Annotated in this window: 21 protein-coding genes; 12 read left to right on the top strand and 9 right to left on the bottom strand. The window is 68.7% G+C overall.

The window, feature by feature from the left end; all coding sequences use genetic code 11:
* Positions 1-85 precede the first annotated feature (85 nt).
* The 3 genes from JZ792_RS24620 to JZ792_RS24630 all read right to left on the bottom strand — a co-directional run bounded on the left by JZ792_RS24620 (position 86) and on the right by JZ792_RS24630 (position 3839).
* Entirely contained in the window at positions 86-1690 is a 1605-nt protein-coding gene (locus JZ792_RS24620) for a hypothetical protein (protein WP_308165437.1), read from the bottom strand.
* 127 nt (positions 1691-1817) lie between these two features.
* Positions 1818-2957, bottom strand: coding sequence for a hypothetical protein (locus JZ792_RS24625; RefSeq protein ID WP_216913831.1), 1140 nt, complete (start codon positions 2955-2957; stop codon positions 1818-1820).
* Between the two features lie 93 nt (positions 2958-3050).
* On the bottom strand, positions 3051-3839 hold the full coding sequence (locus JZ792_RS24630) for an SDR family oxidoreductase (protein ID WP_216913833.1): 789 nt from the start codon (positions 3837-3839) through the stop codon (positions 3051-3053).
* Positions 3840-4017: 178 nt separating this feature from the next.
* On the opposite strand from JZ792_RS24630, the gene JZ792_RS24635 reads away from it, so the two are divergent.
* The 4 genes from JZ792_RS24635 (at position 4018) to JZ792_RS24650 (ending at position 10216) form a co-directional block, all read left to right on the top strand.
* Entirely contained in the window at positions 4018-5376 is a 1359-nt protein-coding gene (locus JZ792_RS24635; protein WP_216913835.1) for a lipase family protein, read from the top strand.
* 94 nt (positions 5377-5470) lie between these two features.
* Positions 5471-6280, top strand: a complete 810-nt coding sequence (gene trmB / locus JZ792_RS24640) for a tRNA (guanosine(46)-N7)-methyltransferase TrmB (protein WP_216913837.1) — start codon at positions 5471-5473, stop codon at positions 6278-6280.
* A 79-nt stretch (positions 6281-6359) separates the two neighbouring features.
* On the top strand, positions 6360-7100 hold the full coding sequence (locus tag JZ792_RS24645) for an NYN domain-containing protein (RefSeq protein ID WP_216913839.1): 741 nt from the start codon (positions 6360-6362) through the stop codon (positions 7098-7100).
* The gene (locus JZ792_RS24650; protein WP_216913841.1) at positions 7100-10216 is read left to right on the top strand and encodes an MMPL family transporter; all 3117 of its coding nucleotides are present in this window, start codon (positions 7100-7102) and stop codon (positions 10214-10216) included. The genes JZ792_RS24645 and JZ792_RS24650 overlap by 1 nt, the downstream gene beginning before the upstream one ends.
* Here the strand turns inward: JZ792_RS24650 and JZ792_RS24655 are convergent.
* Positions 10182-12470: a DUF2339 domain-containing protein gene (locus JZ792_RS24655; RefSeq protein ID WP_254190291.1), complete on the bottom strand. Its 2289-nt coding sequence runs from the start codon at positions 12468-12470 to the stop codon at positions 10182-10184. The genes JZ792_RS24650 and JZ792_RS24655 overlap by 35 nt on opposite strands.
* Positions 12471-12593: 123 nt before the next feature.
* Positions 12594-13052 (bottom strand): hypothetical protein, encoded by a 459-nt coding sequence (locus JZ792_RS24660; protein ID WP_216913843.1) that lies wholly within the window; start codon positions 13050-13052, stop codon positions 12594-12596.
* Positions 13053-13383: 331 nt separating this feature from the next.
* Here JZ792_RS24660 and JZ792_RS24665 point away from each other — a divergent pair, with 331 nt between their 5' ends.
* Positions 13384-14574: a helix-turn-helix domain-containing protein gene (locus JZ792_RS24665; RefSeq protein WP_216913845.1), complete on the top strand. Its 1191-nt coding sequence runs from the start codon at positions 13384-13386 to the stop codon at positions 14572-14574.
* A 21-nt stretch (positions 14575-14595) separates the two neighbouring features.
* Here JZ792_RS24665 and JZ792_RS24670 read toward each other — a convergent pair whose 3' ends face one another.
* From JZ792_RS24670 to JZ792_RS24680, 3 genes are all read right to left on the bottom strand, one after another.
* A complete protein-coding gene (locus tag JZ792_RS24670; RefSeq protein ID WP_216913847.1) occupies positions 14596-14964 on the bottom strand; it encodes a DUF3054 domain-containing protein in 369 nt (122 codons plus the stop codon).
* An 83-nt stretch (positions 14965-15047) separates the two neighbouring features.
* A complete protein-coding gene (locus JZ792_RS24675) occupies positions 15048-16148 on the bottom strand; it encodes a lysylphosphatidylglycerol synthase transmembrane domain-containing protein (protein WP_216913849.1) in 1101 nt (366 codons plus the stop codon).
* Between the two features lie 9 nt (positions 16149-16157).
* Positions 16158-17672, bottom strand: a complete 1515-nt coding sequence (locus JZ792_RS24680) for an adenylate/guanylate cyclase domain-containing protein (RefSeq protein WP_216913890.1) — start codon at positions 17670-17672, stop codon at positions 16158-16160.
* A 168-nt stretch (positions 17673-17840) separates the two neighbouring features.
* Between JZ792_RS24680 and JZ792_RS24685 the strand changes: the two genes are divergently transcribed.
* The 3 genes from JZ792_RS24685 (at position 17841) to JZ792_RS24695 (ending at position 21126) form a co-directional block, all read left to right on the top strand.
* The gene (locus tag JZ792_RS24685) at positions 17841-19094 is read left to right on the top strand and encodes an AI-2E family transporter (RefSeq protein ID WP_438804374.1); all 1254 of its coding nucleotides are present in this window, start codon (positions 17841-17843) and stop codon (positions 19092-19094) included.
* Complete coding sequence (gene macS / locus JZ792_RS24690; RefSeq protein WP_216913851.1) at positions 19081-20301, top strand: MacS family sensor histidine kinase; 1221 nt, start codon at positions 19081-19083, stop codon at positions 20299-20301. Before JZ792_RS24685 ends, macS begins: the two co-directional genes overlap by 14 nt.
* Before the next feature lie 156 nt (positions 20302-20457).
* Positions 20458-21126, top strand: coding sequence for a response regulator (locus JZ792_RS24695; RefSeq protein WP_216913853.1), 669 nt, complete (start codon positions 20458-20460; stop codon positions 21124-21126).
* 1 nt (position 21127) lies between these two features.
* Here JZ792_RS24695 and JZ792_RS24700 read toward each other — a convergent pair whose 3' ends face one another.
* Positions 21128-21820: a TetR/AcrR family transcriptional regulator gene (locus tag JZ792_RS24700; protein ID WP_308165439.1), complete on the bottom strand. Its 693-nt coding sequence runs from the start codon at positions 21818-21820 to the stop codon at positions 21128-21130.
* 8 nt (positions 21821-21828) lie between these two features.
* Here JZ792_RS24700 and JZ792_RS24705 point away from each other — a divergent pair, with 8 nt between their 5' ends.
* The 4 genes from JZ792_RS24705 to JZ792_RS24720 all read left to right on the top strand — a co-directional run bounded on the left by JZ792_RS24705 (position 21829) and on the right by JZ792_RS24720 (position 24206).
* Positions 21829-22815 carry an LLM class flavin-dependent oxidoreductase gene (locus JZ792_RS24705; protein WP_216913862.1) on the top strand — a complete coding sequence of 329 codons (987 nt, stop codon included), beginning with the start codon at positions 21829-21831 and terminating at the stop codon, positions 22813-22815.
* A 22-nt stretch (positions 22816-22837) separates the two neighbouring features.
* A complete protein-coding gene (locus JZ792_RS24710; RefSeq protein WP_216913864.1) occupies positions 22838-23221 on the top strand; it encodes an EthD domain-containing protein in 384 nt (127 codons plus the stop codon).
* A 75-nt stretch (positions 23222-23296) separates the two neighbouring features.
* Entirely contained in the window at positions 23297-23953 is a 657-nt protein-coding gene (locus JZ792_RS24715) for a DUF1707 SHOCT-like domain-containing protein (RefSeq protein ID WP_216913896.1), read from the top strand.
* 49 nt (positions 23954-24002) lie between these two features.
* Complete coding sequence (locus JZ792_RS24720; protein WP_216913866.1) at positions 24003-24206, top strand: hypothetical protein; 204 nt, start codon at positions 24003-24005, stop codon at positions 24204-24206.
* Positions 24207-24249 lie beyond the last annotated feature (43 nt).

Consider the following 24249-nt stretch of genomic DNA (forward strand, 5'->3'; position numbering starts at 1 on the left):
AAGCGGACGCCCAGGTTCCTGCCTTAAAGGTTAACGCGATATGACGACCGGTACGGAATCGGGTACAGGTGAAATACCCGATTAGTTACCAATCCAACAGTCGGATCCGCCGATCCAGGGTCGCGATATCACGTTCGCAGGCCGCTAGCTGGGCGGGTTGCTCGGCCGCTGCTCGCCGGATCCGCGTCTCCAATTCCGCGACACGCCGATCGGTGTCGATGATGCGGGCCGCGCTCGCGCGCACCACCCGGTCGGCCAACTCGGTCTCGGCCTCGACCAGAGCCGTCGCCACCCGCTGTTCCAGCGCAGCCTTGACGTTCACGAGCGCGTCGGCGACCCACTGACGCACATGCGCCCGATCGGCGACCTGCCTGCGAGTCCGTACCACCCACCAGGCAACGAGCGCTCCCAGCGCCAGCGTGACCGGGATGCTGGCGACGTCCAGCGCGGAAACCAGAGCCAGCGGCGAGACGAGCAGCCTGCCGAGACCGACCCCGGCGGACGCACCGAGAGCGATCATGAGGTGATCTTCGACACCCCGATGTCTCGGCTCGGGATCGGGTCCGACCCGGGGCGCGGCATCGCGCCTCCGGTGTGGCGGCGCAGCGTTCCCCGACGGCGTGTTCCCGGAGGACACGCCTTCCGCGTCCACCTTGGCGGCGAGTTCGGCGAGCCTGCGATCGATGCCGAAATCGATGACACCGGTCAACTCGGTGACCACCTGCTGCAACCGGTCGGGGTAGTGCGCGAGATCGGCTTGGCGCTGGCGGTCGAGTTCGGCTCGCGCGGCCACGTGCAGTGCCCTGACCTGGCCACCGACCTCCGTCATCAGATCGACGCGGGCCAGATGCAACTGCCCGCGCAATGTCGACATCGCCGTGGCGCGTCCGCTGTCGCGGCTCGCGATCAGCGTCGCCCGCTCGGCCCGCCACCGGGTGGGTTCGCCCCCGGAACGCAGGGTTTCCAGCTGGGCTTCCACCCGCACCCTGGTCTCCGCGAGCACCCGCTCGTCGAGCGCGGCCAGTCTGCCGTCGCCGGGCGCGGACGCGGACGCTTCGGTCAGTTCCGTGTGCAGTGCGCCGAGTCCCGACCGGTCCATCAGCGCCGCGTCACCGCCCGCCCGCGCGGCCGCCGCGAGCCGCGCCGACACGGGAATGATGTCGAGATCCGCCAGGTCCTGCGCCGCCAGCAGTTCGAGATCGCGGTCGCGGACCGACCGCCAGTCCCCGTAGGCGTGGATGCCGTTCATCGCGAGCAGGATCCTGGTGTCATCGGCGCGCAACCGCCGAATCAGACCGAGACTGTCCGCGCCCACGACACTGCCCGCGTCGAGCAGGACCAGCGCGACCGCCGCCGGTGTCGCGCCGGGCAGTGTCGATTCGACCGAGGACCCCACCTCACCCATCGGTTCGGTGAGATCGATCCTCGGCTCGAATCGCGCGAGTTCGGTGCGCAACAGGGTGGTGTTCGCGTCGTCGGGACCGATCAGCGCCACCGCCGACCCCGCACCCGCACCGCGCGCCGCCTTCAGCAGGGCCGCACCCTGCGGATTCCACCGCGCGACGACCGCCAGCACATCCGGGGGCAGTTCCGAATCCGCTCGGGTCGGCGCGACGGAGGTTTCCGCGGCTGCCGTGCCGGTCGGCGAGTCCGCCGCGGTCGCCGACGCCGGCGGGTCCGCCCGAGTCACCGCACCGACCTGCGCGGCTGGGCTTCCCGGGTCCGCCGAGTACTGCGGAGTTGCCGAATCGGCGGCAGCGTCGGGGCTCGGTGCCCCGCCTGCCGCATCGGGCGCGGCGGGATCCCGTGCGGGTGGATCAGAGTCCGGCACTGCTCATTCGCTCCCACAGTCGGATATAGCCGTTGTGCACGCGCAGCGCGGCACGTCGGGCGGTGGGGGGCATATCGCCGGATACGACGGCCCGCCACCGCGCGGCGCGCTGAAGCGCGTCGTCGGCGTCGGCGGGCGCGGGGGTTCGGTAGCCCGCGGCCAGGTGCGCGACAGCGGGGTCAGCGAGTCCGGCGCACAGCCCGAGCCACATGGCGTCGTCGCCGTAGAGGTAGTCCTCGATGACGTCGCGCGCGTGACCCGCGACGCCGGGCAGCGACCGTGCCGCGAGCCGGGCCAGATCGTCGAGCAGGGTGCCGCCGCGCAGCGCCGAGACCTGCTCGTAGCGGCGGTGCAGCAGTCCGTGCAGCGGATCGATACCGCTCGCGGCGTGCAGTAGTTGGAGCACGGCGTGCGGCGCGAGATCGGGATCGGCGCGCAGGGCGCTCAACGCGCAGGAGACGCCGTAGAGGTCCCATCGGCGCAGCAGGGCCTCGCGTTCGGCGACGTCGGGGCCCGCCGCCGGGGAGACGAACAGATCGGGTGAGAGCGTCAGCGCTGGGTCGGCGGTGGCGGCCAGTCTGCGCAGGGTCTCCATATCGTCGTCGGTCAGCGCGCCCGCGCGGGTGCGCTGGGCGAGCGAGGCGACGACGGGCAGCGTGAGCACACCGAGTTCCCTGGTGTACTGATCGGCGGCGGCCACGGCGTCGGCCCAGCGCGAGCCGATCGCGTCGGCCTTGTTGAGCACGACGACCGTGCGTTCGGGCGGAAGGCTCGCGAGCACCCTGCGGTCGGCGGGCAGCGGCGCGCCGGACAGCACGTAGACGACGATATCGGCGTCGAGTTCGGGATCGAGCGCGTCCGGCTCGTCCACCGGCCCCGTCTCCGCGGCCGACATCAGCGCCAACGCGTGCAGCACCGTCGTCCGGCCGACGTGCGCGCGCCCGGTGACCAGGATGCGCGGCGGTCTGCGCCACGCGTTGACGGCCACGCTGGCGTGATAGCCGATCTGTGTGTCGGCGCCCGCCGCCCCGCGTAGATCGGCCAGCAGCCGGTCGAGCTGATCCTGTTCCCGTGTCGGCACCCCGCGTTCCCGCATCCGACCGGTGTTCTCGGTAGCCGTCGGCATGGCTCCACCCCCTTGTCGCTGTGCGATTCTGTCAGACATCCCCGGCGCACGCGCCGTCCGCGACGACCGGACGGGCGCATAGACGGGAGCGGCTCAGTTCGCCTGGCCGCTGAAGAATTTGTTGGCGGTGCGCACCGCCCAGCCCGGCGCGTACTTGGCCGCCACGGCGAGCGCCTTGGCCTGAACACCGATCTCGTAGTGCACCTTCGACAGGCGCGCGCGTTTGCGGGTCGCGTCCCAGATCCCGGCGGCGACATCATCGGCGGTGAGACGCACACCGAGCGACCTGGTCGACGCCGTCTCGACGCCCGCCACCATCGCGGTGGCGACGAAAAGCGGCCAGATCGCGATGACGCGGATGTCGTGGCGTTCCCATTCCAGGTCCAGCGCCTCGGTCAGACTCTTCACCGCCGATTTGGTGGCGCCGTAGGTCGCGAGTTCGGGCTGGCCGTAGATCGCCGAGGCCGAGCACAGGTTCACCACCTGGGCTCCCGGTGTGTCGCGCAGGTACCGGAACGCCGCGTGCGTCCCGGTGACGACTCCGGTCAGATTGACGTCGATGATCGCGCGCTGGGCATCGAGTTCGAGTTCCTCGAACGGACCGGCCCGCAGGATTCCGGCGTTGTTGACGAGGATGTCCAACCGCCCGGTCGCGGTATGGAAATCTGCCAGACTTTCCGCCCACTCGGTGTTGTTGGTCACATCGAGGATACCTGTTCGCAATGTGCCGCCCGCGGCCGTGATATCGGCGGCCAGTCTGCTCAGCCCCAGCTCATCGACGTCATAGGCACCGACGTGATACCCCCGCTCGGCGAAGAGCATTGCCGTCGCGCGGCCGATTCCTGCTGCCGCGCCGGTGATGAACACCGTCGGTGAATTCATGCGGGGGAGTCTAATGTGGAGGTTCAGCCCTATAACCGGGGTTCACAGACAGATCCGCCTTCGCTCGCACCGGCGTCATCGCGGCGAGCGTCGGTACGCAGCTTCGCTTTTCGCAGTGTAGAGCCGGCCGGGCGGAGACGAGCCAGGCCACGGCCCGGTCCTCGATGAGGAGGTTGCGATGAGCATCGACGCCATCGGCGCCATCGGCGTTGTCCGCGACGTGCCCGCATCGGGTCACCGGGGAATTCCACCGCTGCCGAGCGCCGACCCGTTCTACCGGCCCCCGCGCGGGTTCGCGGCCAAATCTCCCGGCACCATCCTGCGCAGCCGCGCGATCGAACTCGCCCTGTTCGGCCTGGTACCGCAGCGGGTATCGGCATGGCAACTGCTCTACCGCAGCTCCGACATGCACGGCGCGCCGGAAGCCGCGGTCACCACCGTGCTGCTGCCCGAAGGCGCCGATCCCGATGTCGACCGACCGCTGCTCGCGTTCCAGAGCGCGATGGACGCCGTCGCCGAGAAATGTTCGCCCTCCTACGCGCTGCAACGCGGCGCCAAGGCCATCGGCGCGGTCACCCAGTTCGAATGGCTGCTGGTGGCGAACGCGCTGCGGCGCGGCTGGGCGGTCTCCATCGCCGATCACGAAGGACCGCACGGCAACTTCGGGGCTCCGCGCGAACCCGGATACCGGGTGCTCGACGGTATTCGCGCCGCCCTCGCCTTCACTCCGCTCGACCTGCACGCGGACACCCCGGTGGGCGTCTGGGGCTATTCGGGCGGCGGGATGGCCAGTTCCTGGGTGGTCGAGATGGCGCCGACCTACGCGCCCGAACTCCGCATCGTCGGCGCGGTCCTCGGTTCGCCGGTCGGCGATCCCGGCGAGGTGTTCACCCGCCTGAACGGCACGCCGTTCGCCGGTCTGCCCGCCATCGTCATCGCGGCGCTTCGCAAGCTGTACCCGGTGCTGGGCGCGGTGGTCCGCGACGAGCTCACCATGGACGGGCACCGGTTCGTCGCCAGGGCCGAACGCGCGACTCCGCTGTGGGCGATCCTGTCGCTGGCCAACCAGAAGATGGGCGATTACACGACCGGACGCAGGCTGGAAGAGATTCTGGCCGCGCCGGAATTCACCGCTATGTTCGACGACCTGCGTCTGGGCAACTCGACCCCGACCTGCCCGCTGCTGGTGGTTCAGCCGATCCACGACCAGGTCATCCACATGGATGGCGTCGACGGTCAGGTGCGGCGCTACCGCGAGGGCGGCGCGCACGTCACCTATGTCCGCGACCGGCTCTCCGAGCATTTCTCGATGCTGGTGATGGCTACCCCGATCAGCCTGGACTGGCTCGGCGACCGTCTCGCGGGCGCACCGGTGACGCCGGATCGCGACACCACCGTGTGGTCGGTGCTCGCGTCGGCGACGGGCCTGCGCGGTCTGCTGGAGATGGCGACGACCACCGCCAAAGTCGTGCTCGGGCGACCGTTGCGCCAGGAGAGCGCGTCGGCGCCGCGGATGGCCGAGGAATGCGCGGCTTGATGTCACCGTCAGACACAGATATTTGGTCCCGCTGACCATGCGCGGATCGCGCTCGCGGGGTTCGATTGCCGGGCCGAGAAATCGATACTGGACAATGGATGTCGTGAACGACGCCGCCAACCACACTGCCGAGTCGGTTCAGGGCCCGCCGTCCACAGCCTCGGCGCCCCTCGAAGCCGGACGACGCTCGACCACCGGCTCCCGCCTGTACCCCCGGGTCACCAGCTTCCGGTCCCGCAGGGCCGCGCTGACCCCGAATCAGCAGGCCTCCTGGGACCGCATGTGGCCCGCCATCGGCCGCGACGTCGGCGACGAACAGCTCGACGCGGCGGCCTGGTTCGGGCGCGACGCTCCGCTCGTCATCGAGATCGGCTGTGGCACCGGCACCGCGACGGCGGTGATGGCCCAGGCCGAACCCGAGGTGAACCTGATCGGCATCGAGGTGTACCAGCCCGGCCTCGCCCAACTGGTGCAACGGGTCGAGCGGGAGCGGATCGAGAACGTCCGCCTGCTGCGCGGCGACGCCGTCGACGTGCTGGAGCACATGATTGCCGAGAAGTCGCTGACCGGCGTCCGCGTTTTCTTCCCCGATCCGTGGCCCAAGGCCCGCCACCACAAGCGCAGGCTGCTGCAACCCACCACGCTGTCGCTGATCGCCTCGCGGCTGCGCACCGGCGGTGTGTTGCATGTCGCGACCGACCACGCGGGTTACGCCGAACACATCGCCGAAGTGGGTGCCGCCGAACCCCTGTTCACCGGCCTGAACGAGACCACGGGCGGGGCGGGAGCCGACCCGCGCGACACCGCCCCGATCGGCTTCGATCGACCCGTCACGAAATTCGAGGGCAAGGCGCAACGCGCCGGAAGCGCGGTCACCGAGTTCATATGGGGCAAGATCGAATGATGTGCGAGCGCAGCGAGCGATCAATTAGCTCAGCCGTCATGACGGTCATGAGGGTGTCGAGCGCCGCCGAGGCGGAGTTATGAGCGTCGGTCAGATTGCCCACGAGACGGCCACCGGGGGCGTCGACGTCGAGGTGGAGGTCGCGGGCCCGGCGGCGGAAGTCGTCGGCGCTGCGGGTCCCGACGTGCGAAGGGTGCTCCTGGTCTGGGACGCGCCGAACCTCGACATGGGTCTGGGCGCCATCCTCGGCGGCCGACCGACCGCCGCCTACCGCCCGCGTTTCGACGCGCTCGGCCGCTGGCTGCTCGCCAGGGCCGCGGAACTGTCGGTCGGCAGCACTGGCCGCGTCGAACCGGAAGCGACCGTTTTCACCAATATCGCCCCCGGCACCGCGGACGTGGTGCGGCCGTGGGTCGAGGCGCTGCGCAATGTCGGCTACGCCGTCTTCGCCAAACCGAAGATCGACGAGGATTCCGACGTCGACGCCGACATGCTCGGGCATATCGAGCTACGAAGGCGCGGCGCGGGTCTGGCCGGAATCATGGTGGCCTCGGCCGACGGCCAGGCGTTTCGCGAACCTCTCGAAGAACTCGCCGCGCACGGAATCCCCGTTCAGGTATTGGGCTTCCGCGAGCATGCGAGTTGGGCCGTCACATCCGATACCCTCGAGTTCATCGACCTCGAGGACATCCCGGGTGTGTTCCGTGAACCACTGCCCCGGGTGAGCCTCGACTCGCTGCCCGACGAGGGTGCCTGGCTGCAGCCGTTCCGGCCGCTGACGGCACTGCTCACCTCTCGCCCTGCTCAAGGAGTCGCTTAGTGTTCACACGCTGGGGCGATCTGGTCTACCGGCTGCGCTACGCCGTCATCGGCGTGGTGGTGGCCGCCCTACTCGGCCTGGGCGGCTACGGCTTCGGCCTCGAAGACCATCTCAGTTCCAGCGGGTGGGACGATCCCACCTCGGAATCCGCGGAGGCGGCACGGGTCGCCGACGAGGCGTTCGGGCGTGATCACACCAGCGACGTGATCGTGCTGTACACCGCGCCCGAAGGCAAGACGATCGATGACCCGCAGTTCCGTCAGCAGGTCGTCGACAACCTGAATTCGCTGCCCAAGACCTACCCGAACGAGATCGCCAAGATCAACGGCGCGTACTGGCAGACCGAAACCGGGCCGGGCGTTCCGCTGACCTTCGGGTCCAAGGACAAGAAATACACCTTCGCCTCGGTCGCCATCGTCGGTGACAACGACACCGATATGGTGCGCAATTACCGGAAAGTGAAGGACGTCTTCTACATTCCGGGCGTCGATGTGCAGGTCACCGGCCTGCAAGCGGTCGCGGGCACGTTGAACGACACCATGGCCGCCGACCAGCTGCGCATGGAGATGCTGGCCATCCCGGCCGTGGCGATCCTGCTGTTCTTCATCTTCGGCGGCCTGATAGCCGCGGGACTTCCGTTGATCATCGGCGGCCTGACCGTCATCGGCGCCAACGGCATCATCATGTTCCTGACGCGGTTCACCGAGGTGAACTCGTTCGTCTCCGGCGTCGTCTCGATGATCGGTCTGGGCCTGGCGATCGACTACGGCCTGTTCATGGTCAGTCGATTCCGTGAAGAACTCGCCGAGGGCTACGACACGCGGGCGGCCGTGCGCCGCACCGTGATGACCGCCGGTCGCACCGTCGTGTTCTCCGCGACCATGATCATCGCGAGTCTCGGCGGCATGCTCCTGTTCCCGCAGGGCTTCCTGAAATCGGTGGCCTACGGCACGATCGCCACGGTGTCGCTGGCCGCGCTGTCGGCGATCACCATCCTGCCCGCGATGCTGGCCGTCCTCGGGCAGCGCGTGGACTCGTTCGGCCTCAAACGCTTCCGCAAGGCCAAGACCGCGGACGATATCGAGAACGGCTTCTGGGGCAGGACCACCCAGTGGGTGATGAAGCATCCGCTCAAGATCGCGGTGCCGATCTGCGTCCTGCTGCTGCTGTTGATCATTCCGGTCAAGAATCTGGCCTTCGGCGGTATCAACGAGCGGTACCTGCCGCCGGACAATCCGACCCGCGTGGCGTTGCAGGAGTTCTATCAGATCTTCCCGCTGAAGAAGACCGACCCGATCCAGCTGGTCTTCGTGTCCGACAACAGCACCGATGTCGGCAAGGTCTGGAAAGAAGCCAACCAGGCGCCCGGCCTCACCGGCAATTTCGAGGTGCCGCAGCGGTCGACCACCCAAACCGACGTCTATCGCACCAGCGCCACACTCCAGGATTCGGAGAACTCCGACCCGACGATCGACTATCTGCGCTCGCTGGAACTGCCCGACGACGTCACCATGTACGTCGGCGGACAGCCGACGATCCAGAAGGACAGCATCGACGCGCTGCTCGATCGCATGCCGCTGATGATCGCGCTCGTGCTGTTCGTGACCACGCTGCTGATGTTCCTGACCTTCGGGTCGCTGGTGCTGCCGATCAAGGCCGCGCTCATGAGCGCGTTGGGTCTCGGATCCACCCTGGGCATCCTGACCTGGATCTTCGTCGACGGGCACGGGGCCGGTCTGCTGAATTTCACCCCGCAACCGATCATGTCGCCGGTGCTGGTGCTGATCATCGCGGTGATCTACGGCTTGTCGACCGACTACGAGGTCTTCCTGCTCTCACGCATGGTCGAGGCACGCTCCCAGGGCGCGTCGACCACCGAGGCGGTGCGTATCGGCACCGCCCAGACCGGCCGGATCATCACCGCGGCGGCACTGATCCTGCTCGTGGTCGTCGGCGCGTTCGCCTTCTCCGATCTGGTGATGATGCAGTACATCGCCTACGGCCTGATCGCGGCGCTGTTCATCGACGCCACCATTCTGCGCATGCTGCTCGTGCCCGCCACCATGAAACTGCTCGGCGACGATTGCTGGTGGGCTCCCGCCTGGATGAAACGCATCCAGGAGAAGATCGGCCTGGGCGAACCCATCCTCGACGACGAGCGTCCCGGTGGCGGCGAGGTGGTCGACCTGGTCAAGACCACCCCGATCACCGATCCGGTCACCATGCAGATCCCCGCGGTGGAGGGTGGCAAACTGCGCCGCTCGCCGCGCAGGCCGCGCACCGTCGCCGAGATCGAAGCCGAAGCGCCGACCGCGCGTATCGGGGCGGTGCCGAGGGCCGCTGGTCCGCGCGCGCAGGTCCGCAAGCCTGGCGAAGCCACGCCGCCGCGTCCGACGGCTCCCGATCCGAACAGGACCCGCTCCGCACCCGCGCAGGCCGATCCCACGCGTCCGCGTGCGGTGCCGCCCGCGGTATCCGCGCCGGAGCCTGGTCGGCACGGCGGGGAACCCGCGCGACCGGCGGGCGAGCCCAGCTGGGCTGTCCCCTCGGCCGAGGGGGTGCGGCCGCCGTCACCGGTCGAGTCCGCGAGGACGCCGTCCGCTGTCGACTCCGCGCGGACGCCGTCCGTCGAGTCCACGAGAACTCGGTCTTCCGTGGAGTCCGCGAGAACTTCGTCCCCCGTCGAGTCCGCGAGAACTTCGTCCTCGGAACCGGATCTGCCGCCCACCGAACCCGCACCCGCCGTTTTCCGGACCGGTGATTCGGCGCGCAGCGCCATCTCCTCGGATATGGTCCGGGGCGCGCGATCGGGCGGCGACCTGCCCGAGGTGTCGGCGCCGCAGGTACCCGAGGTGTCGGCGCCGCGACCGGTCGGCGAGGCGGAGACGACGGGCCGTCCGCATCACGAATCGCACGGACCCGATGCGGAGTCGGCCGAGAACGCCGATACCGCTGAGACTCCCGAGGAGAACCGCAGCAGTATCGAGAACTGGATGGCCGAACTCCGGTCGTCACGTCGTCGCGTCGCGAGCAACGCCGACGAGGGCCGTCACCACGGGAGTGACGGCCGCACCGTCAGCGTCAACGAACTTCTTCGCCGTCGCGATCCCGAGTAGCCCCCGCCTCCGCGAAGGCGCGGGCGTACCGGGTGCCGACGACCAGCAGGAGCACACCGACCACCAGGAACGCGGCGACGCGGACCAGTCCGTCGAGCGTGGCCAGATCGAACAGGAACAGTTTGACGAGCGCGGCGGCGGTGACGAGCAGTCCCGAGCCGAGCGCCACCTTGGCCACCGCCGCCGAGCGCGACAGATTGCGCAGGCCGTACAGCAGCGCTGCCGTCGCGCCGACCATCCACAGGATGGTGGCGGCACAGTGTCCGATGACGAATCCGTCGGCAGCACCCGACGCCACCCCGATCGACACCGTCGTGACCGTCACCGCGTAGAGGGCGACGGCGGCGGCCACGATCCACAGCATCGATTCCTCGGTGTCGCCCGAGGACATCGTCGGCAGTTTCCTGATCCCCCACACCGCGACCGCGACCACCGCCAGCGCGAGAACGGCGGCGAGCACCGTCGAGATATCCAGGTTCTCCTGCGCGAGTCGTTGCGTCGCGAGGATATTCGGCGAGGCGGAGACCAGGAGTCCGAACGCGCCGAGTGCCGCGAACGCGCCGCCGAGTGCCGCGGCCACCCGCGAGCGCACCTGTCCCGCGACGCCGAGGAAGCCGATCGCCACCAGCAACAGCGCGATCGGCGCTGTCTGCACATCGGTCACCCGGAAGCACACCTCGAGTAGCGCGAACGCCCCCGCGATCGCCGCCACCGTCGCGGTGTGGCCCGGAATACGCAGCACCGCACGCAGTTTCGGGGACAGGTACGCCGCCGCGAGGGCGAGCAGCACCGCCGCGTAGATCGCGGCGACGAGGACAGCCGCGCGACGTTCGAACAGGACCGGCATCGCGAGCAGCGGTGTCGTCGCCATCGCGAAGGCCAGTGACGCGATCACGTCGGAGGGGCGTCCGCGCACCACGAGAACCGTGGTGACCAGCCCGATCACCGCGATCGCGATCGCCGCGGCGAGCAACCAGTTCACGCGATCGGGTGCGGGATCATCGAAGGTGGCGATGGCGACACAACCCAGCGTCGCGAGGACGGCGGGCAGTGTGCGCACCACGTGCAGGACGGGCCAATTGCGAACCAGTTGCACAGGTGCGCAGGCCAATTGGAGCACAATCAGAAATCCGAGCAACATCAGTTCCGAGGTCACCACCGGCGACAACGCCGCCGCGCCGGCGACGACCAGCACCGCCAGCGGCTGCGATTTCCATTCCATCGCCAACGCCACGCCGCCCGCAGCGACGGCCAGCGCCACCGCGAGTCCGAGCACCGGATGCAACCAGTCGTAGATCGCCGTCACCGCGACGACGTCGAGATAGGCGCCCGCGATACCGGTGGCCGCCAACGCGATTCCGCCGACCCGGCCGCCGACGCGCCCGAAAACCCGCATACCCGCCCCGACCAGCACGGCCGAGAACACCGCTCCGGCACCGACTCTGAGCACCGGCCCGAAGTATCCCGCCTGCGCGGCGAGCACCAGCAGCATCACCACACCGATCAGGGTCACGCCGACACCGGCGACCGCGAGCACCCGGCTGATCACCCCTTCCCGCTGCCACCACGGAGTCCGCGCGACGGCAGCCTTCCGCACCGGCGGCACCGGCGGACGCCACCCCGGCGGCGGCCCGACCGGCGCACCCCAACGCGGCGACCGACCGGGACCGTAAGGGGGCGTCGCCATTCCACCGTGCGGAGTGGGGACCGCAGTGCCGGGAGGCACCGCGCCGTAACCCTGCACCCGGGCACCCTGACCCTGCCCCGGCCACGGTGCCGGTGCCGGTGCCGGTGGAGTCTGCGACGATGCCGCCGCGGAGGCACCGGCCGCGACGTTTCGAGCAGCGGCCGCTGCGGGCGCGGAATCAGCCGACCCGACCGTCGAATTGGGCACGTCAGCGGCGGCGGGGCCGTCGACATCGTGTACCCCGGGGGTCGAAGGTGCGCCGGGTGCAGCCCGTCCCGCAGATCCGGAAGGGGCATCGCGTGTTCCGGGGGCGGAAGGTGGATCGGACGCGGTCTGCGCGGCGGATCCGCCCGGCGCACCCGGACTACCCGCAGACCGCGGCCGAGTACCGGGACCGGCGAGCGGTGCGGGCACCGGTGAGACGTCGGATGCTGCGCGGCGGGTTTCGCCCAGGAGTTGGGCGTGCAGGAGGTCGAGATCGCGGCCGAGTACGCCCATCTGCGTGCCCAGCGCGGTGAACTCACCCGAGAGCCGTGTGATCAGCGCCGGGTCGATAGAGGTCGTCATGTACTCATGGTCGGTCCCGTACGGGTTACCGGGATGAGTAGAAACACCCGAGCGTGGGCCGATAAGTACCCGACCGGCCTCCACCCGACTGAGATCGGATGGAGGCCGGGGACGCCGGTTGGCCTACGGGGTCGGCGCCCGCATGCCCGTCACCTGGTGCACGGCGTTCAACACGGCCGAGCGGGGTGGCATGCGCAGCACACCGGGGGCCGGTTCGCCCGCCCAGTGCCAGCCCAGTGCTGTATCCGTGGTCGGCAGCAGGACTTGACGTCCGCCTGGGACCACGACGACCTGATGTCCGGACAGGAATCGCCGGATCGCGACCTCCAGCGGCGGGGCCGGGCTCGGCGGCGCGACCAGGAAGGTCCAGGTGCGTTCGCCGGGATCGGCCACCACCGGTGCGGTGAAATTCCGGTCCAGCGTGGCGAGTACCGAGCGGCCCAGTTCCGGCGGCATGACCACCGCGCCGAGTACGGAGCCGGTGACGATCATCGGACGACCGGCGAGCAGTTGCACCGGAAGTCCGTATCGATGTCGCAGCAGGCGCGCGATATCGTGTGGTGTCTGACAGCGTTCGAACATGACGTTTACCCCTCACCGCGATCGCCGGACAGTACGAGTAACGAGTTCTGCGTCGGTAGGAGCAAATCGCGCAGTCTGATGGTGCGCTGGGTGTCGCGCGCCGTTCGATCTGAATGTGCACCCGGCTCGGTCGCGCGATCGGCGCGAGGAGCCCGCACGGTGGTGTTCGGCATCGTGATCATTGCCGCCGCCCTTTGCGTTCTCAAAGTTGCAGAAAGGCAACGGTATTCCAACCGTGCGGCGACGAGTCGTACGTAATGTCCCACTGTGCTCGACCGCGATCGCTTAGCGTCGTACTCTGAAACCCGGATGTAACAAAGGACATGGGTACATGGACGATTCGTCGATCGGCGTGCGGATCAGGCGCTTTCGCGGCAAAGCGCTGACGCAACGTCAACTTGCCGATCAAGCCGGGGTGAGTGTCGATCTCGTACGCAAGCTCGAGCAGGGCGGACGGCAGACCGCGTCCATCGCGAGCCTGCAAAAGCTCGCGCGCGCATTGGATGTCGATATCTCCGATCTCGTCGGCAAGCGGCACGGGATACCTTCCAGCAACCCCGACGCGGGCATCGTGGCGATCCGCCGAGCGTTAACCCCCGTTGACGATCTTCTCGGAGAATTTCCCGACGAACAGGCCGTCAGCCTCGAAGAGGGCAGCCGTTCGGTCGATTACGCGTGGGGCGCCTACTGGGCCGGGCGCTACGAACTGCTCACCACCCTGCTGCCGTCCGGGCTCACCCAGCTGCGCGCCACCGTGCACGCCGCGCGCAACGGCACGGTCGCGCCCGCCAACGAACTGCTGGCGCGGATGTACTGGGTCACCGGCTGCACCCTGGTCCACCTCGGCCAGACCGATCCGGCCTTCCTCGCCGTCCGGCAGGCGCTCGGCGCGGCCGAACACGGCGGCGATCCCCTGCTGCTCGCCACGATTCGAGGCTCGATCGCGTGGCAACTGCTCGTGCAGGGCCGCTACGAGGAATCGCGCAAGGTCGCCTTACGCGCCGCGTCCGAACTCGAACCCAGCGGCGACGAATGCCCGGCGCACCTGTCCGCGTACGGATCGCTTGTCCTGCAAGGCGCGACGGCCGCGGGCCGGGGGCAGGACATCCACGAGGCATTGTCGCTGGTCGAGGCCGCGGGTGAAGTCGCGCTGCGCATCGGCGGCGACCGGCAGGACTACGAAACCTATTTCGGTCCCTCCCAGGTCGTCATGCAGACCGTCGACGTGAACGTCTCTTGCGAGCGTTACGCCGAGGCACTGGCCGCCGCCAAGGGGATGCCGAGCAACGGCGGTCTCCCCCAGGCCTCGCGGGCCCGCCACATCGCCGACACCGCCGTGGCGTGGACCCGCACCGGCCAATACCAGCGCGCCCTGGACGCGCTCCTCAACGCCGAACGCGTCGGCGGCGTCGACTGGATGAAGTACCAGACCCTGCCCCGCCATATCGTGTCCGAACTGCTCGACCACGACCGTCGAGTCCCGCTGCGCGCGTTCGCCCGCCGCATCGGCGTCAACGACTGACCGATCGGGTCGATCCCGGGCTCACCGCAGGGCGGTCACCGCCGCGCGCCAGCCGAGCAGGAACAGCGCGAGTACCGTCGTCGCGACCGCGATGAAACTCGCGGCGGTGCCCTGGCCGCTGATCGCGCGCAGCACCATGCCGCCGCAGAGCGTGCCGAGCCAGACCAGCACGCCGGTCGGCCAGAGCGCGATCCCGTCGATCGGACGGTCGCCCGCCCTGCGGCTCGCGAGCACGCGCACCGCGATCCAGCCGAGGGCGAGGCCGATCGCGAACGGCCACAGGGTCTTCAGCAGACCGGTGAGAATCGCTTCGTCGTGGCTGCGCCGCCCGATGACGCAGAACAGGATCACCAGCAACAGATCGACCAGCCACGGCGCAACTTTTTTCACGGCCGCCAGCGTAGTTCCAGGGCGAACGGCCACCGGCCCGGACACTTCGCACTGTCGAGTCATGAATCGGGCGGGGCGGGGAACTACACGGTCCTGCGCTGTTCGAATTCCTTCTCGAATTCGGCGTCGTCGGCCTGCGGAGTGCGGAACAGGAAGGCGAAGACGATCCAGCCGATGATCGCGACGAGGATGAAACTGATCAGCCGGTAGACGAAAGCGCCCGCGACGGCCTGCGCGGCGGGCAGGCCCGCCGCCACGGTGAGACCGTAGATCAGGGTCGCGTCCACGTAGACGATGCCGCCCGGCGCGAAGGGGATGGATCCCACGGCTTTACCGGCGGCGAAGGCGAGCAGGAGTCCGGCGAGTTTCGGGTCGGCGCCGACCGCGTAACACGCGGCACCCAGACAGGCGACATCGGCGAAGCGGTGCACGATGGCCCAGAATCCGACGAGCACGCCGTCGCGGGTGCCCAGATCGACCGATTCGAGCTGGCCGAGGATTTCCTCGACCTTGTCCATGCCGTGGTCGGCTTCGCGTTTACGCAGGCGGTTGACCCCGGCGAGAACGCGCCGCAGCACCGATTCCAGCGAACCGGGATTGGTCGAGATGTAATTGCCGACCCACACCAGCGCGACGACACCGGCCAGCGACAGGATGAGTTTGAGCGGGCCGACCCGATTGCCGACCAGCAGCGCGCCGCCGACCCCGAGCAGTGCGAGCCCGACGGTGGCGATCACCCCGGAGATCACCAACTGCCAGGAGGCGACGATCGGGCTGGCGCCCCAGCGACGGGTCTGGCGGTAGGTGAACGCGGTGGAGAAGACCTGCCCGGCGGGCAGGGTCACCGACATCGCGGTCGCGCCGTAGACCACCGCGACCGATTTCCGCTGACTGACGTCGACGCCGCCCGCCCGCAGCAGCTGTTTCTGCACCCGCCCGAATCCGCTCATGGACAGCGCCTGGAACCAGACACCGGCCGCGAGCCAACCCCAGTGGATCTCGGTGAGACTCTGCCAGGATTCGTGCAGGCGCGGCCAGAGATAGAAACCCTCGGCGATCAGCAGTGCGGCGAGCGCGACACCGAGAACCCACTTGACCCACCAGAATCTGCCGCGACGCCGTGTCGCCGACGACGGCCCGGGCGGGGGCGGGGGCTTACCTACTGTCTCCCCGTTGGCGCTCACGCGGTCAGCCTAACGACCCGTCGTTTCGCTGTCCGCATCCACGGTCGGCCCACCGTTGTCCTTCGGCCACGCGAGTCGGGTCTTGCGCCGCCGTCCGCGCAACTGCACCTCTTCGCCGGATATCCACAACCGCTGCTCGCTCTCGTCGGCGAAATACAGCGCGCTGCCGGAGGCGAGCACCCGGCCCGGCTGGTCCTTGGCCAGTTCCGTCAGACGAGAGGCTTCGTTGACCGGGTCGCCGATGACCGTGTACTCGAATCGGTTCGCCGCACCGATATTCCCCGCGACGGCCAGGCCCGCGGAAACGCCGATACCGATATCGAGTCCGGGTACCTCGCGCAAGGCCTCGCGCAGGTCGCGACCGGCGGCCAGCGCGGCGGTCGGCGCGTCCGGCCGGTCCAGCGGCGCGCCGAAGATCGCGAGCGCGGCGTCGCCGACGAATTTGTTGACGAATCCGTGATGGCGGTCGATGACGTCGACGACGATGCGGAAGAATTCGTTGAGCAGACCGACGACCTCGGTCGGCGGACGTTCGGCGGCGGCCGCGGTCGACCCGACCATGTCGACGAACAGCACCGCGACGAATCTGGTCTCGCCGCCGAGTTCGGTGCCGTAGTCGAGGGCGCGCTGGGCGACCTCCTCGCCGACGTGCTGACCGAAGAGTTCCTGGAGCTGACGACGTTTGGCCGCCTCCTCCATCATCCGGTTGAACCCGACCTGGAGCAGACCGATCTCGCTGCCGTCGAAGACTTCGACCTGGACGTCGCGCGCGCCCTCCTGCACCCGGTCGATGGCCTGGCTGAGCTGGCGGACCGGATCGGAGATGCTGGATCCGGTCAGCATCGACAGCGCGAGCGCCTGCATGATCACCACCCCGGAGAGCAGCAGGATCGAGATCGCCAGCGACTGGGCGGAGAATTTCACGTCCGAGGTGATCTGGGTGACGCACAGCAGCACGATCGCGATGGTCGGGGCGAAGGTGCCCATCCCCCAGGTCATGCCCATGCGCGTGCCGACGCCGGGGGTCAGCGTGTGGTCGAAGGTGCCCGCCGTCAGCGCCTCGGCGGCGACCGGACGCAGAATACGTTCGCCGAGCATGTAGGTGAAGCCGAACACGATGGTCGCCGCCATACATTCGGTGACGATGACGGCCCCGGCGAGTTCGGGCGTGGCGGAGATGATGAGCGCGGCCAGCACCGCACCGCCGACCAGCCACAGCACCAGGTGCACGAACGCCTGGCGCAGCGGTGCGTGCAGGGCGGCCATCTGCTCCTGGCGGCTCGGCGGCCCGCCGCGCATCTGCCAGCGCATCACCGGGCGCAGCATCAACGCCGACGCCGCCAGACTCAACAGGCCCCCGGTGATGAACACGAGGGCGGGAACGAGGAGCCCGACGCGCCGCGCGCCGGCCGCCTCCCCTTCCGGAACCGGGAGTCCATATTGGATGAACGCCCACACCAGCACCGCGCCGAAGGCGTTGGCCAACAGCATCGACGTCAGGTACAGCGGCCAGCGCGTTCGCATGGTCTGTTTGACCGCTTCCAGGGGCGCTGACACGTGCACCAATCTAGCGTTTCGATCATCCGGGCATGTCGTGGTGGTTGCGCGCCGCACCCGTCGACGGCTCGGCCACCAGCCCGCCCGATCACGGGGGACCGACCTCACCCACGCGCGCCGGTTAGGCTCGCGGAGGTGAGCGACCAGAAGCAGAGTCCCGCACGCAGAGCCGGGGCAGCGGACGCGGTGCACCCGCTGGTCCGGCAGTCGGCGGAGTGGTCGTGGCGGCTGCTGGTCATCTTCGCGGCGGTGTACGTACTCGCCATGGTGGTGCAGCGACTCGCGACGGTGGTGATCCCGCTCGCCATCGCGCTGCTCGCCGCCGGACTACTGGCGCCGCTTGTGGATTGGATGCAACGTCTCGGCGTGCCGCGCTGGGTGGGGGTTTTCGTCGCGCTGGTCGGATCGCTCGGCATCGTCGCGGGCATCATGACCTTCGTCGTGGAACAGTTCGTCGCCGGTGTTCCGCAACTGTCGGACGAGATCACCCACAGCATCCACAAGATCCAGGACTGGCTGATCAACGGTCCGCCGCATATGAGCAACGAGCAGATCCGCAATATCGGCGACACGATCGTCAAGATGATCCAGTCCAATCAGGACAGCGTGACCAGCGGCGCGCTGACCACCGCGACGGCGATCGGCCACATACTCACCGGCACCTTCCTCACCCTGTTCATCCTGATCTTCTTCCTCTACGGCGGCGATCAGATCTGGGCGTTCGTCACCCGGATCGTGCCGACGCCCCATCGCGAGCGGGTGCGCCTGGCCGGACAACTCGGCTTCGGAACGCTGGTCGGATTCGTGCGCGCGACCGTCGCGGTGGCGGCGGTCGACGCCATCGGCATCGGCGCGGGCCTGGCGATACTCGGTGTCCCGCTGGCGCTGCCGCTGGCCTCGCTGGTCTTCATCAGCGCGTTCATCCCGATCATCGGCGCGTTCCTGGCCGGTTTCATCGCGGTCTTCATCGCCCTGGTGACCAAGGGACCGGTCACCGCGTTGATCGTGCTCGGCATCATCATCGCGGTGATGCAGCTGGAAAGTCATGTGCTGCAACCCTTGCTGCTCGGCCGGGCGGTGAGCATCCACCCGCTGGCGGTCGTGCTCGCGATCACGGCGGGCGTGGTGCTCGGCGGTATCGCGGGCGGTCTGCTCGCGGTGCCGTTCGTGGCGGTGATGAACACGGCCATCCGGTCGCTGTTCGCCGACAGTCCGGAAGAGGCGTTCGAGGATTTACAGACCGGGGAACCGGGCCGAATGTTCTCGGCCGAACCGGACCGGGATCCCGACCCGGACCGGTTCGACGTGGCCGCGACAGTGCGTCACGAGACCGTCCTGCTGCGAAAACCCGACAACGACGGGAACGAGCGCGGCGATGCGGACGGGTGATCGCTGGACGGGCGAGCGCGTGACGGCTGATCGCCGGACGGCAGACCGCCGGACCGCAGACCTCAACCCGTCCGATGCCGCTACCGCGCCGCTGTGGCGGGCGGTGCAGGCCTTCCGGCTGGTCACCCTGCTGTACGCGATCGGTCAGCAGGTCGCTTCGGTGCAGTACTACCAGAATCAACGCCTGAGCTGGGTTTTCATCGCGCTGATGGCGGTGTGGTCCGGTGCGTCGGCGCTGCTGCTCTCGCACTGGCACGTGACGAATGTGGCGCGGGTCCGCATGTGGGTGGTGATCGGCGACCACATCGTGGTGATCGGCCTGATCTGCGCCACCCGGTTGGTCGCCGATTACGACTGGTACCACGGACATCAGACCCTGCCGACCACCATGTGGGCCGCGAACGCGGTGATCTCGGCCGCGATCCTGCGCGGGCCGATCCTCGGAATCGCCTCGGGCGTACTGATCTCCATCGTCATCATCACCGTTCGCGACCAGTGGGGCCAGGACGTGTGGGCGGATGCCACCATGCCGGTGCTGGTATCGGTCGGGCTGGCGCTCGGCCTGGCCGCGAACACCGCCCGCAGGGCGCAGGAACAACTCCAGCGCGCCGTCCGGCTCACCGCCGCCGCCGAGGAACGCGAGCGCTTGGCACGCGAGGTGCACGACGGGGTGCTCCAGGTACTCAGCTACATCAAACGCCGTGGCGGCGAAATCGGCGGGCCCACCGAGGAATTGGCGCAGCGCGCCGGTGAGCAGGAGGTCGCGCTCCGGGTCCTGATCTCCGAACAGGGCGTACGCGCCGACGAGGGCGGCACCGAGGTGGATCTGCGCCCGCTGCTGACCGCGCACGCGACGCCGACCGTTTCCGTCTCGACACCGGGCGAACCCGTGCGGATCGGCCGTTGGGCCGCGACCGAGATCGTGGCCGCGGTGGCCACGGCGCTGTCCAATGTCGGACTGCACGCCGGACCCGACGCGAAAACCTATGTACTGCTGGAGGATACCGGCGAAGAACTCATCGTCAGCGTGCGCGACGACGGTGTCGGCATCGAGTCGGGGCGTTTGGAACAGGCCGAGGCCGAAGGCCGGATGGGGGTGTCGCGGTCGATCGTCGGGCGTATCGCGAGTCTCGGCGGGACGGCGGAATTACTCACCGAGGGTTCGGGTGAGGGCGTCGAATGGGAGTTCCGCGTTCCGCGTGGATGAGGTGGTCGCTCCCCCTGCGGTCGTTCGGCCTCGCGCACTCCCCGACGCTGCCTGCTCGAGCCGCCGCCCGGTACCACCCGATCTGGCACGATTGACCGGAATCGGCTCGGCGACACCGTCGAGCGATCGGGTCGAACACGACACGGGAGGTACGCGATGACCGACGACGCCACCGTCGGCGCCATTTCGGTGATGGTCGTCGACGACCACCCGATGTGGCGCGACGGCGTGTCCCGCGACCTCACCGAGGCCGGATTCGCGGTGGCCGCCACCGCGGACGGGGTCGGCGCGGCGACCAGGCGGGCGGCGGCGGTGCAACCCGCGGTCGTGCTGATGGATATGCAACTGCCCGACGGCAACGGCGCGCAGGCGACCGCCGAGGTCCTGCGGGTTTCGCCGCAGAGCCGAGTGCTGGTCCTTTCCGCCTCCGCCGAACGCGACGATGTGCTCGACGCGATCAAGGCGGGCGCGTCGGGTTATCTGGTCAAGAGCGCGTCGGCGACCGAATTGATCGACGCGGTACGGGCGACCGCGGCGGGCCAGCCGGTTTTCACGCCGGGGCTCGCGGGGCTGGTCCTCGGTGAATACCGCCGTATGGCGACCACGCCCGCCGAACCGGACGAACCGCACCGCCCCGCCCTGACCGACCGGGAGACCGAGGTGCTGCGGATGGTGGCGAAAGGTCTGTCCGCGAAACAGATAGCCACGCGCCTCGGACTGAGTCATCGGACCGTGGAGAACCACGTGCAGGCCACGCTGCGAAAACTCCAGCTCGCCAACCGGGTCGAGCTGACCAGGTACGCGATCGAGCAGGGGCTCGAATAGCTCACCCGGACCCGCCGGATCGCGGCTCGACGCCGCGCAGGAACAGCGTGATCGCGTAGCGGAGATGTCTTTCGGTCTGTTCGTCGCTGCGGTAGACGCCGAATTCGGCGAGGCGCCAGGGCTGGGCCTCCACCAGGACGAGGAAATGTTCGGCGGCGATATCGAGTTCGTCGTCCGCGATATCGAGTTCACCGGCGTCGCGGTGCCGCCGCAGGACGTCCATCACCGCGCGCAACCGCGGCGACCACGCCATGGTCTCGGCGCTGAGGGCGAATTCGGGGAATCTGGCCGATTCGCTCATGGCGATCCGTTGCAGTTTCACCAGGTGCGGATCGGCGACCCTGGCCAGGGCCTCACGGCCGATCGCCGTGAGTGATTCGCGCAGATCCGCACCCTCGGGCGGCGCGGACGACGCCCGCGAGTCACGCCGCGACATCGCCCAGGGGATCACCTCGGCGAAAACCGCCCGCTTATCCGGGTAGCGGGCGTACAGCGTCTGTTTGGTGATGCCCGCCGCCCGCGCGATCGCCTCCATGGTCGTGCCGTCGTAGCCGCACGCGAGGAAGGTCTCGACCGCCGCTTCGCGCAGCCGCTCGACGAGTTGTCGCGTCTCGGTCCTGGTCGGTCGTCCCGGCCGTCGCTGTCCCGTAGTGATCGCACCACCTCTTCCAACTAGACGCGATCGTATGATTATATGTCCCCATGTCCAATCCGGAGAACACGCCCGTAGAGCTCTCGTGCGGGCTGCCACCCGGCCCCGAATTCAGCGATCTGGCCGCGCTGGCCGAGGAGTGCGGCTACGCGCGGGTGTGGATCTTCGGATCGGCTCCGCTGTGGGAGGACCCGTTCGCGCACCTCGCGCTGGCCGCGAGCCGCACCTCCCGTATCGGATTCGGCACCGCGGTCTCGATTCCGAGCGAGCGATCGGAGATGGCCATGGCGTCATCCATCGCGACCGTCGCTCGACTCTCCGGCGGCCGGTTCCGGGTCTGCTTCGGCACCGGAGCCACCGCGCGCCGAACCATGGGCCGGGCACCGCTGCCGCTGAAGGCGGTCGGCGAATACCTGTCGGCGGTTCGCGGCCTGCTCGAAGGACAGACCGTGACGATCGACGGCAGTCCGGTCCGGATGCTGCACGCCGAAGGATTGGCCGCGCCGCGGCCGGTGGACGCGCAGATCTGGTTGAGCGCCTTCGGTCCGCGCGCCATCGAACTGGCCGGGCGCGTCGCCGACGGCATCATCGGACAGCACCCGCACCCCACCCTGCCCACGGCGACGATGCGGGCGGGCACCGTCCTCGAACCGGGTGAACACCGCGAGAGTCGGCGGGTCCGCGAGGCCGTCGGCCCGTGGCGGGCCGTGGCGTATCACGAGGCCTACGCCATCGCCGGGGCCAGGGCCGTCGACGCGATGCCGGGCGGCGCGCAGTGGCGGGCGGAAGTGGAACGACTCGCACCCGAAGACGAGCGTCACCTGCTCACCCATCAGGGCCATGTCACCCACCTGACCGAACGCGATCTGCCGCTCACCGGATTCGACGGCGGATTCCCCTCGATGATCGGCGAACCCGACGCGATCCGCGCCGAACTGACCAGGTTGGCCGGACGCGGTGTGCGGGAAGTCATCTACACCCCGAGCGGCCCCGACGTCGCCAGGGAACTGACGACCTTCGCCGCCGCGGCCCGATAGCCGACACCGCAGGGAGCTCTCGATGACCGATTCGCAGGTCCACAAGGTTCTGCTCTTCCTCAAACGTCGACCGGGAATGTCGGTGGCGGACTTCCGCGACTACTACGAGAACGTCCACTCGAAATTCGGCGAGAAGTATTCGCGCGGACTACTCGGATACGTCCGCGACTATCTCGACCCGGTCGGCGACGAGGAACTGCCGTTCGACGTCATCACCGAACTGTGGGTCGCCGACCGGGCGACCGCGGAGGCCGTCGCCGCGGGCGTCGCGCGGAATCAGCCGCTGCCCGAGATTCTCGAGGACGAGAAACAGCTCTTCGATCGGTCGAAGACGCGGGTCGCGACCGTCGTGGAATGCCGATCGGCGCTCCCCGCCCCGGATTCCGAGAATCCGGGATTGCCCTGATGCCGCGCACCCGCGATCGTCGGTAACCTCGATTCCATGGGCGGCCCCGAATCGGTATCGAATGGCGGCGGCGCTGTGGGCGATCGTGAACTGCGCGTATCCGACGCCGAGCGCGAGCATGTCGGTCAGTTGTTGCAGCGCGCGGTCGGCCTGGGGATGCTCTCGCTCGGTGAGTTCACCGAGCGGATGGACACCGCCCTGGCCGCCAAGACCCGAGGTGAACTCAACTCGGTGCTGATAGACCTGCCCGGCGTCCAATTCGTCGGCAGGCCCGCCGCACCGCAGACGCATTTCGTCAACGCCGCGCCCCCGTTCCAGCGGCCGCGCCCGATGCCGCCCTACCGACGCCCACCGGTCGCCGCGCCGGGCAATGTCATCCGATCGCGCATGTCGGGCGTCAACCGCCGCGGCCCGTGGCAGGTACCGCCGACACTGGTGCTGAACAGCTGGCTTTCCGGCGTCACCCTGGATTTCACCGAGGCGATCATGTCGACCCAGGTGGTCGAACTGCACGTCGACGACTATTGCAGTTCGCTCAATCTCCTCGTCCCCGCCGAGGCCACCGTCGACCTCGACGGCGTCGACCTCATCGGTTCCAGCGTCAACAACAAGGTCCGCACCGGCCCCCCACTCGGCCCACTCCACCTCGTCGTCCAGGGCAGCATCCGATTCGGCTCGGTCACCGCCAAACACCCCCTACGCGCCCACTGGCGCAAACTCCTCGGCCACTGAACCGAATCTGGCGAAAGCAGCGGAAGCCACCGACAGGTAGCCTCCTGATATGACCGCCGCTCAGCGTCGTGAAGAGCCCATCAAAGGCCACATGGTGCTGATACCGACGCCCCCGGAGGACGGGTTCACAGCTCGTGATCTGCCCCGGCTACTCCCCGAAGGCGGCTACGCGCCGACCGGGATCTTCCGCAATCGAGTGAAGGTCGACCGCCCGTTCCCGATCGACATCGAATTGCCCGACGTGACTTGGTGACGTGACCGCGCGCTACGGCGTGCACCGCCCGTCGCGGTCAGCG

The organism is Nocardia noduli (genome assembly GCF_019038455.1).
In the GTDB taxonomy this organism is placed as follows: domain Bacteria; phylum Actinomycetota; class Actinomycetes; order Mycobacteriales; family Mycobacteriaceae; genus Nocardia; species Nocardia noduli.

Excerpts from the sequence above, each read along its gene's own strand:
- JZ792_RS24665 (WP_216913845.1), top strand. The coding sequence starts at position 13,384 with ATGGACGATTCGTCGATCGGCGTGCGGATCAGGCGCTTTCGCGGCAAA.
- JZ792_RS24710 (WP_216913864.1), top strand. The coding sequence starts at position 22,838 with ATGACCGATTCGCAGGTCCACAAGGTTCTGCTCTTCCTCAAACGTCGA.
- JZ792_RS24630 (WP_216913833.1), bottom strand. The coding sequence starts at position 3,839 with ATGAATTCACCGACGGTGTTCATCACCGGCGCGGCAGCAGGAATCGGC.
- trmB (WP_216913837.1), top strand. The coding sequence starts at position 5,471 with ATGGATGTCGTGAACGACGCCGCCAACCACACTGCCGAGTCGGTTCAG.
- JZ792_RS24645 (WP_216913839.1), top strand. The coding sequence starts at position 6,360 with ATGAGCGTCGGTCAGATTGCCCACGAGACGGCCACCGGGGGCGTCGAC.
- JZ792_RS24720 (WP_216913866.1), top strand. The coding sequence starts at position 24,003 with ATGACCGCCGCTCAGCGTCGTGAAGAGCCCATCAAAGGCCACATGGTG.
- JZ792_RS24660 (WP_216913843.1), bottom strand. The coding sequence starts at position 13,052 with ATGTTCGAACGCTGTCAGACACCACACGATATCGCGCGCCTGCTGCGA.
- JZ792_RS24705 (WP_216913862.1), top strand. The coding sequence starts at position 21,829 with ATGTCCAATCCGGAGAACACGCCCGTAGAGCTCTCGTGCGGGCTGCCA.
- JZ792_RS24680 (WP_216913890.1), bottom strand. The coding sequence starts at position 17,672 with ATGCGAACGCGCTGGCCGCTGTACCTGACGTCGATGCTGTTGGCCAAC.
- JZ792_RS24695 (WP_216913853.1), top strand. The coding sequence starts at position 20,458 with ATGACCGACGACGCCACCGTCGGCGCCATTTCGGTGATGGTCGTCGAC.
- JZ792_RS24635 (WP_216913835.1), top strand. The coding sequence starts at position 4,018 with ATGAGCATCGACGCCATCGGCGCCATCGGCGTTGTCCGCGACGTGCCC.
- macS (WP_216913851.1), top strand. The coding sequence starts at position 19,081 with ATGCGGACGGGTGATCGCTGGACGGGCGAGCGCGTGACGGCTGATCGC.
- JZ792_RS24655 (WP_254190291.1), bottom strand. The coding sequence starts at position 12,470 with ATGACGACCTCTATCGACCCGGCGCTGATCACACGGCTCTCGGGTGAG.
- JZ792_RS24625 (WP_216913831.1), bottom strand. The coding sequence starts at position 2,957 with ATGCCGACGGCTACCGAGAACACCGGTCGGATGCGGGAACGCGGGGTG.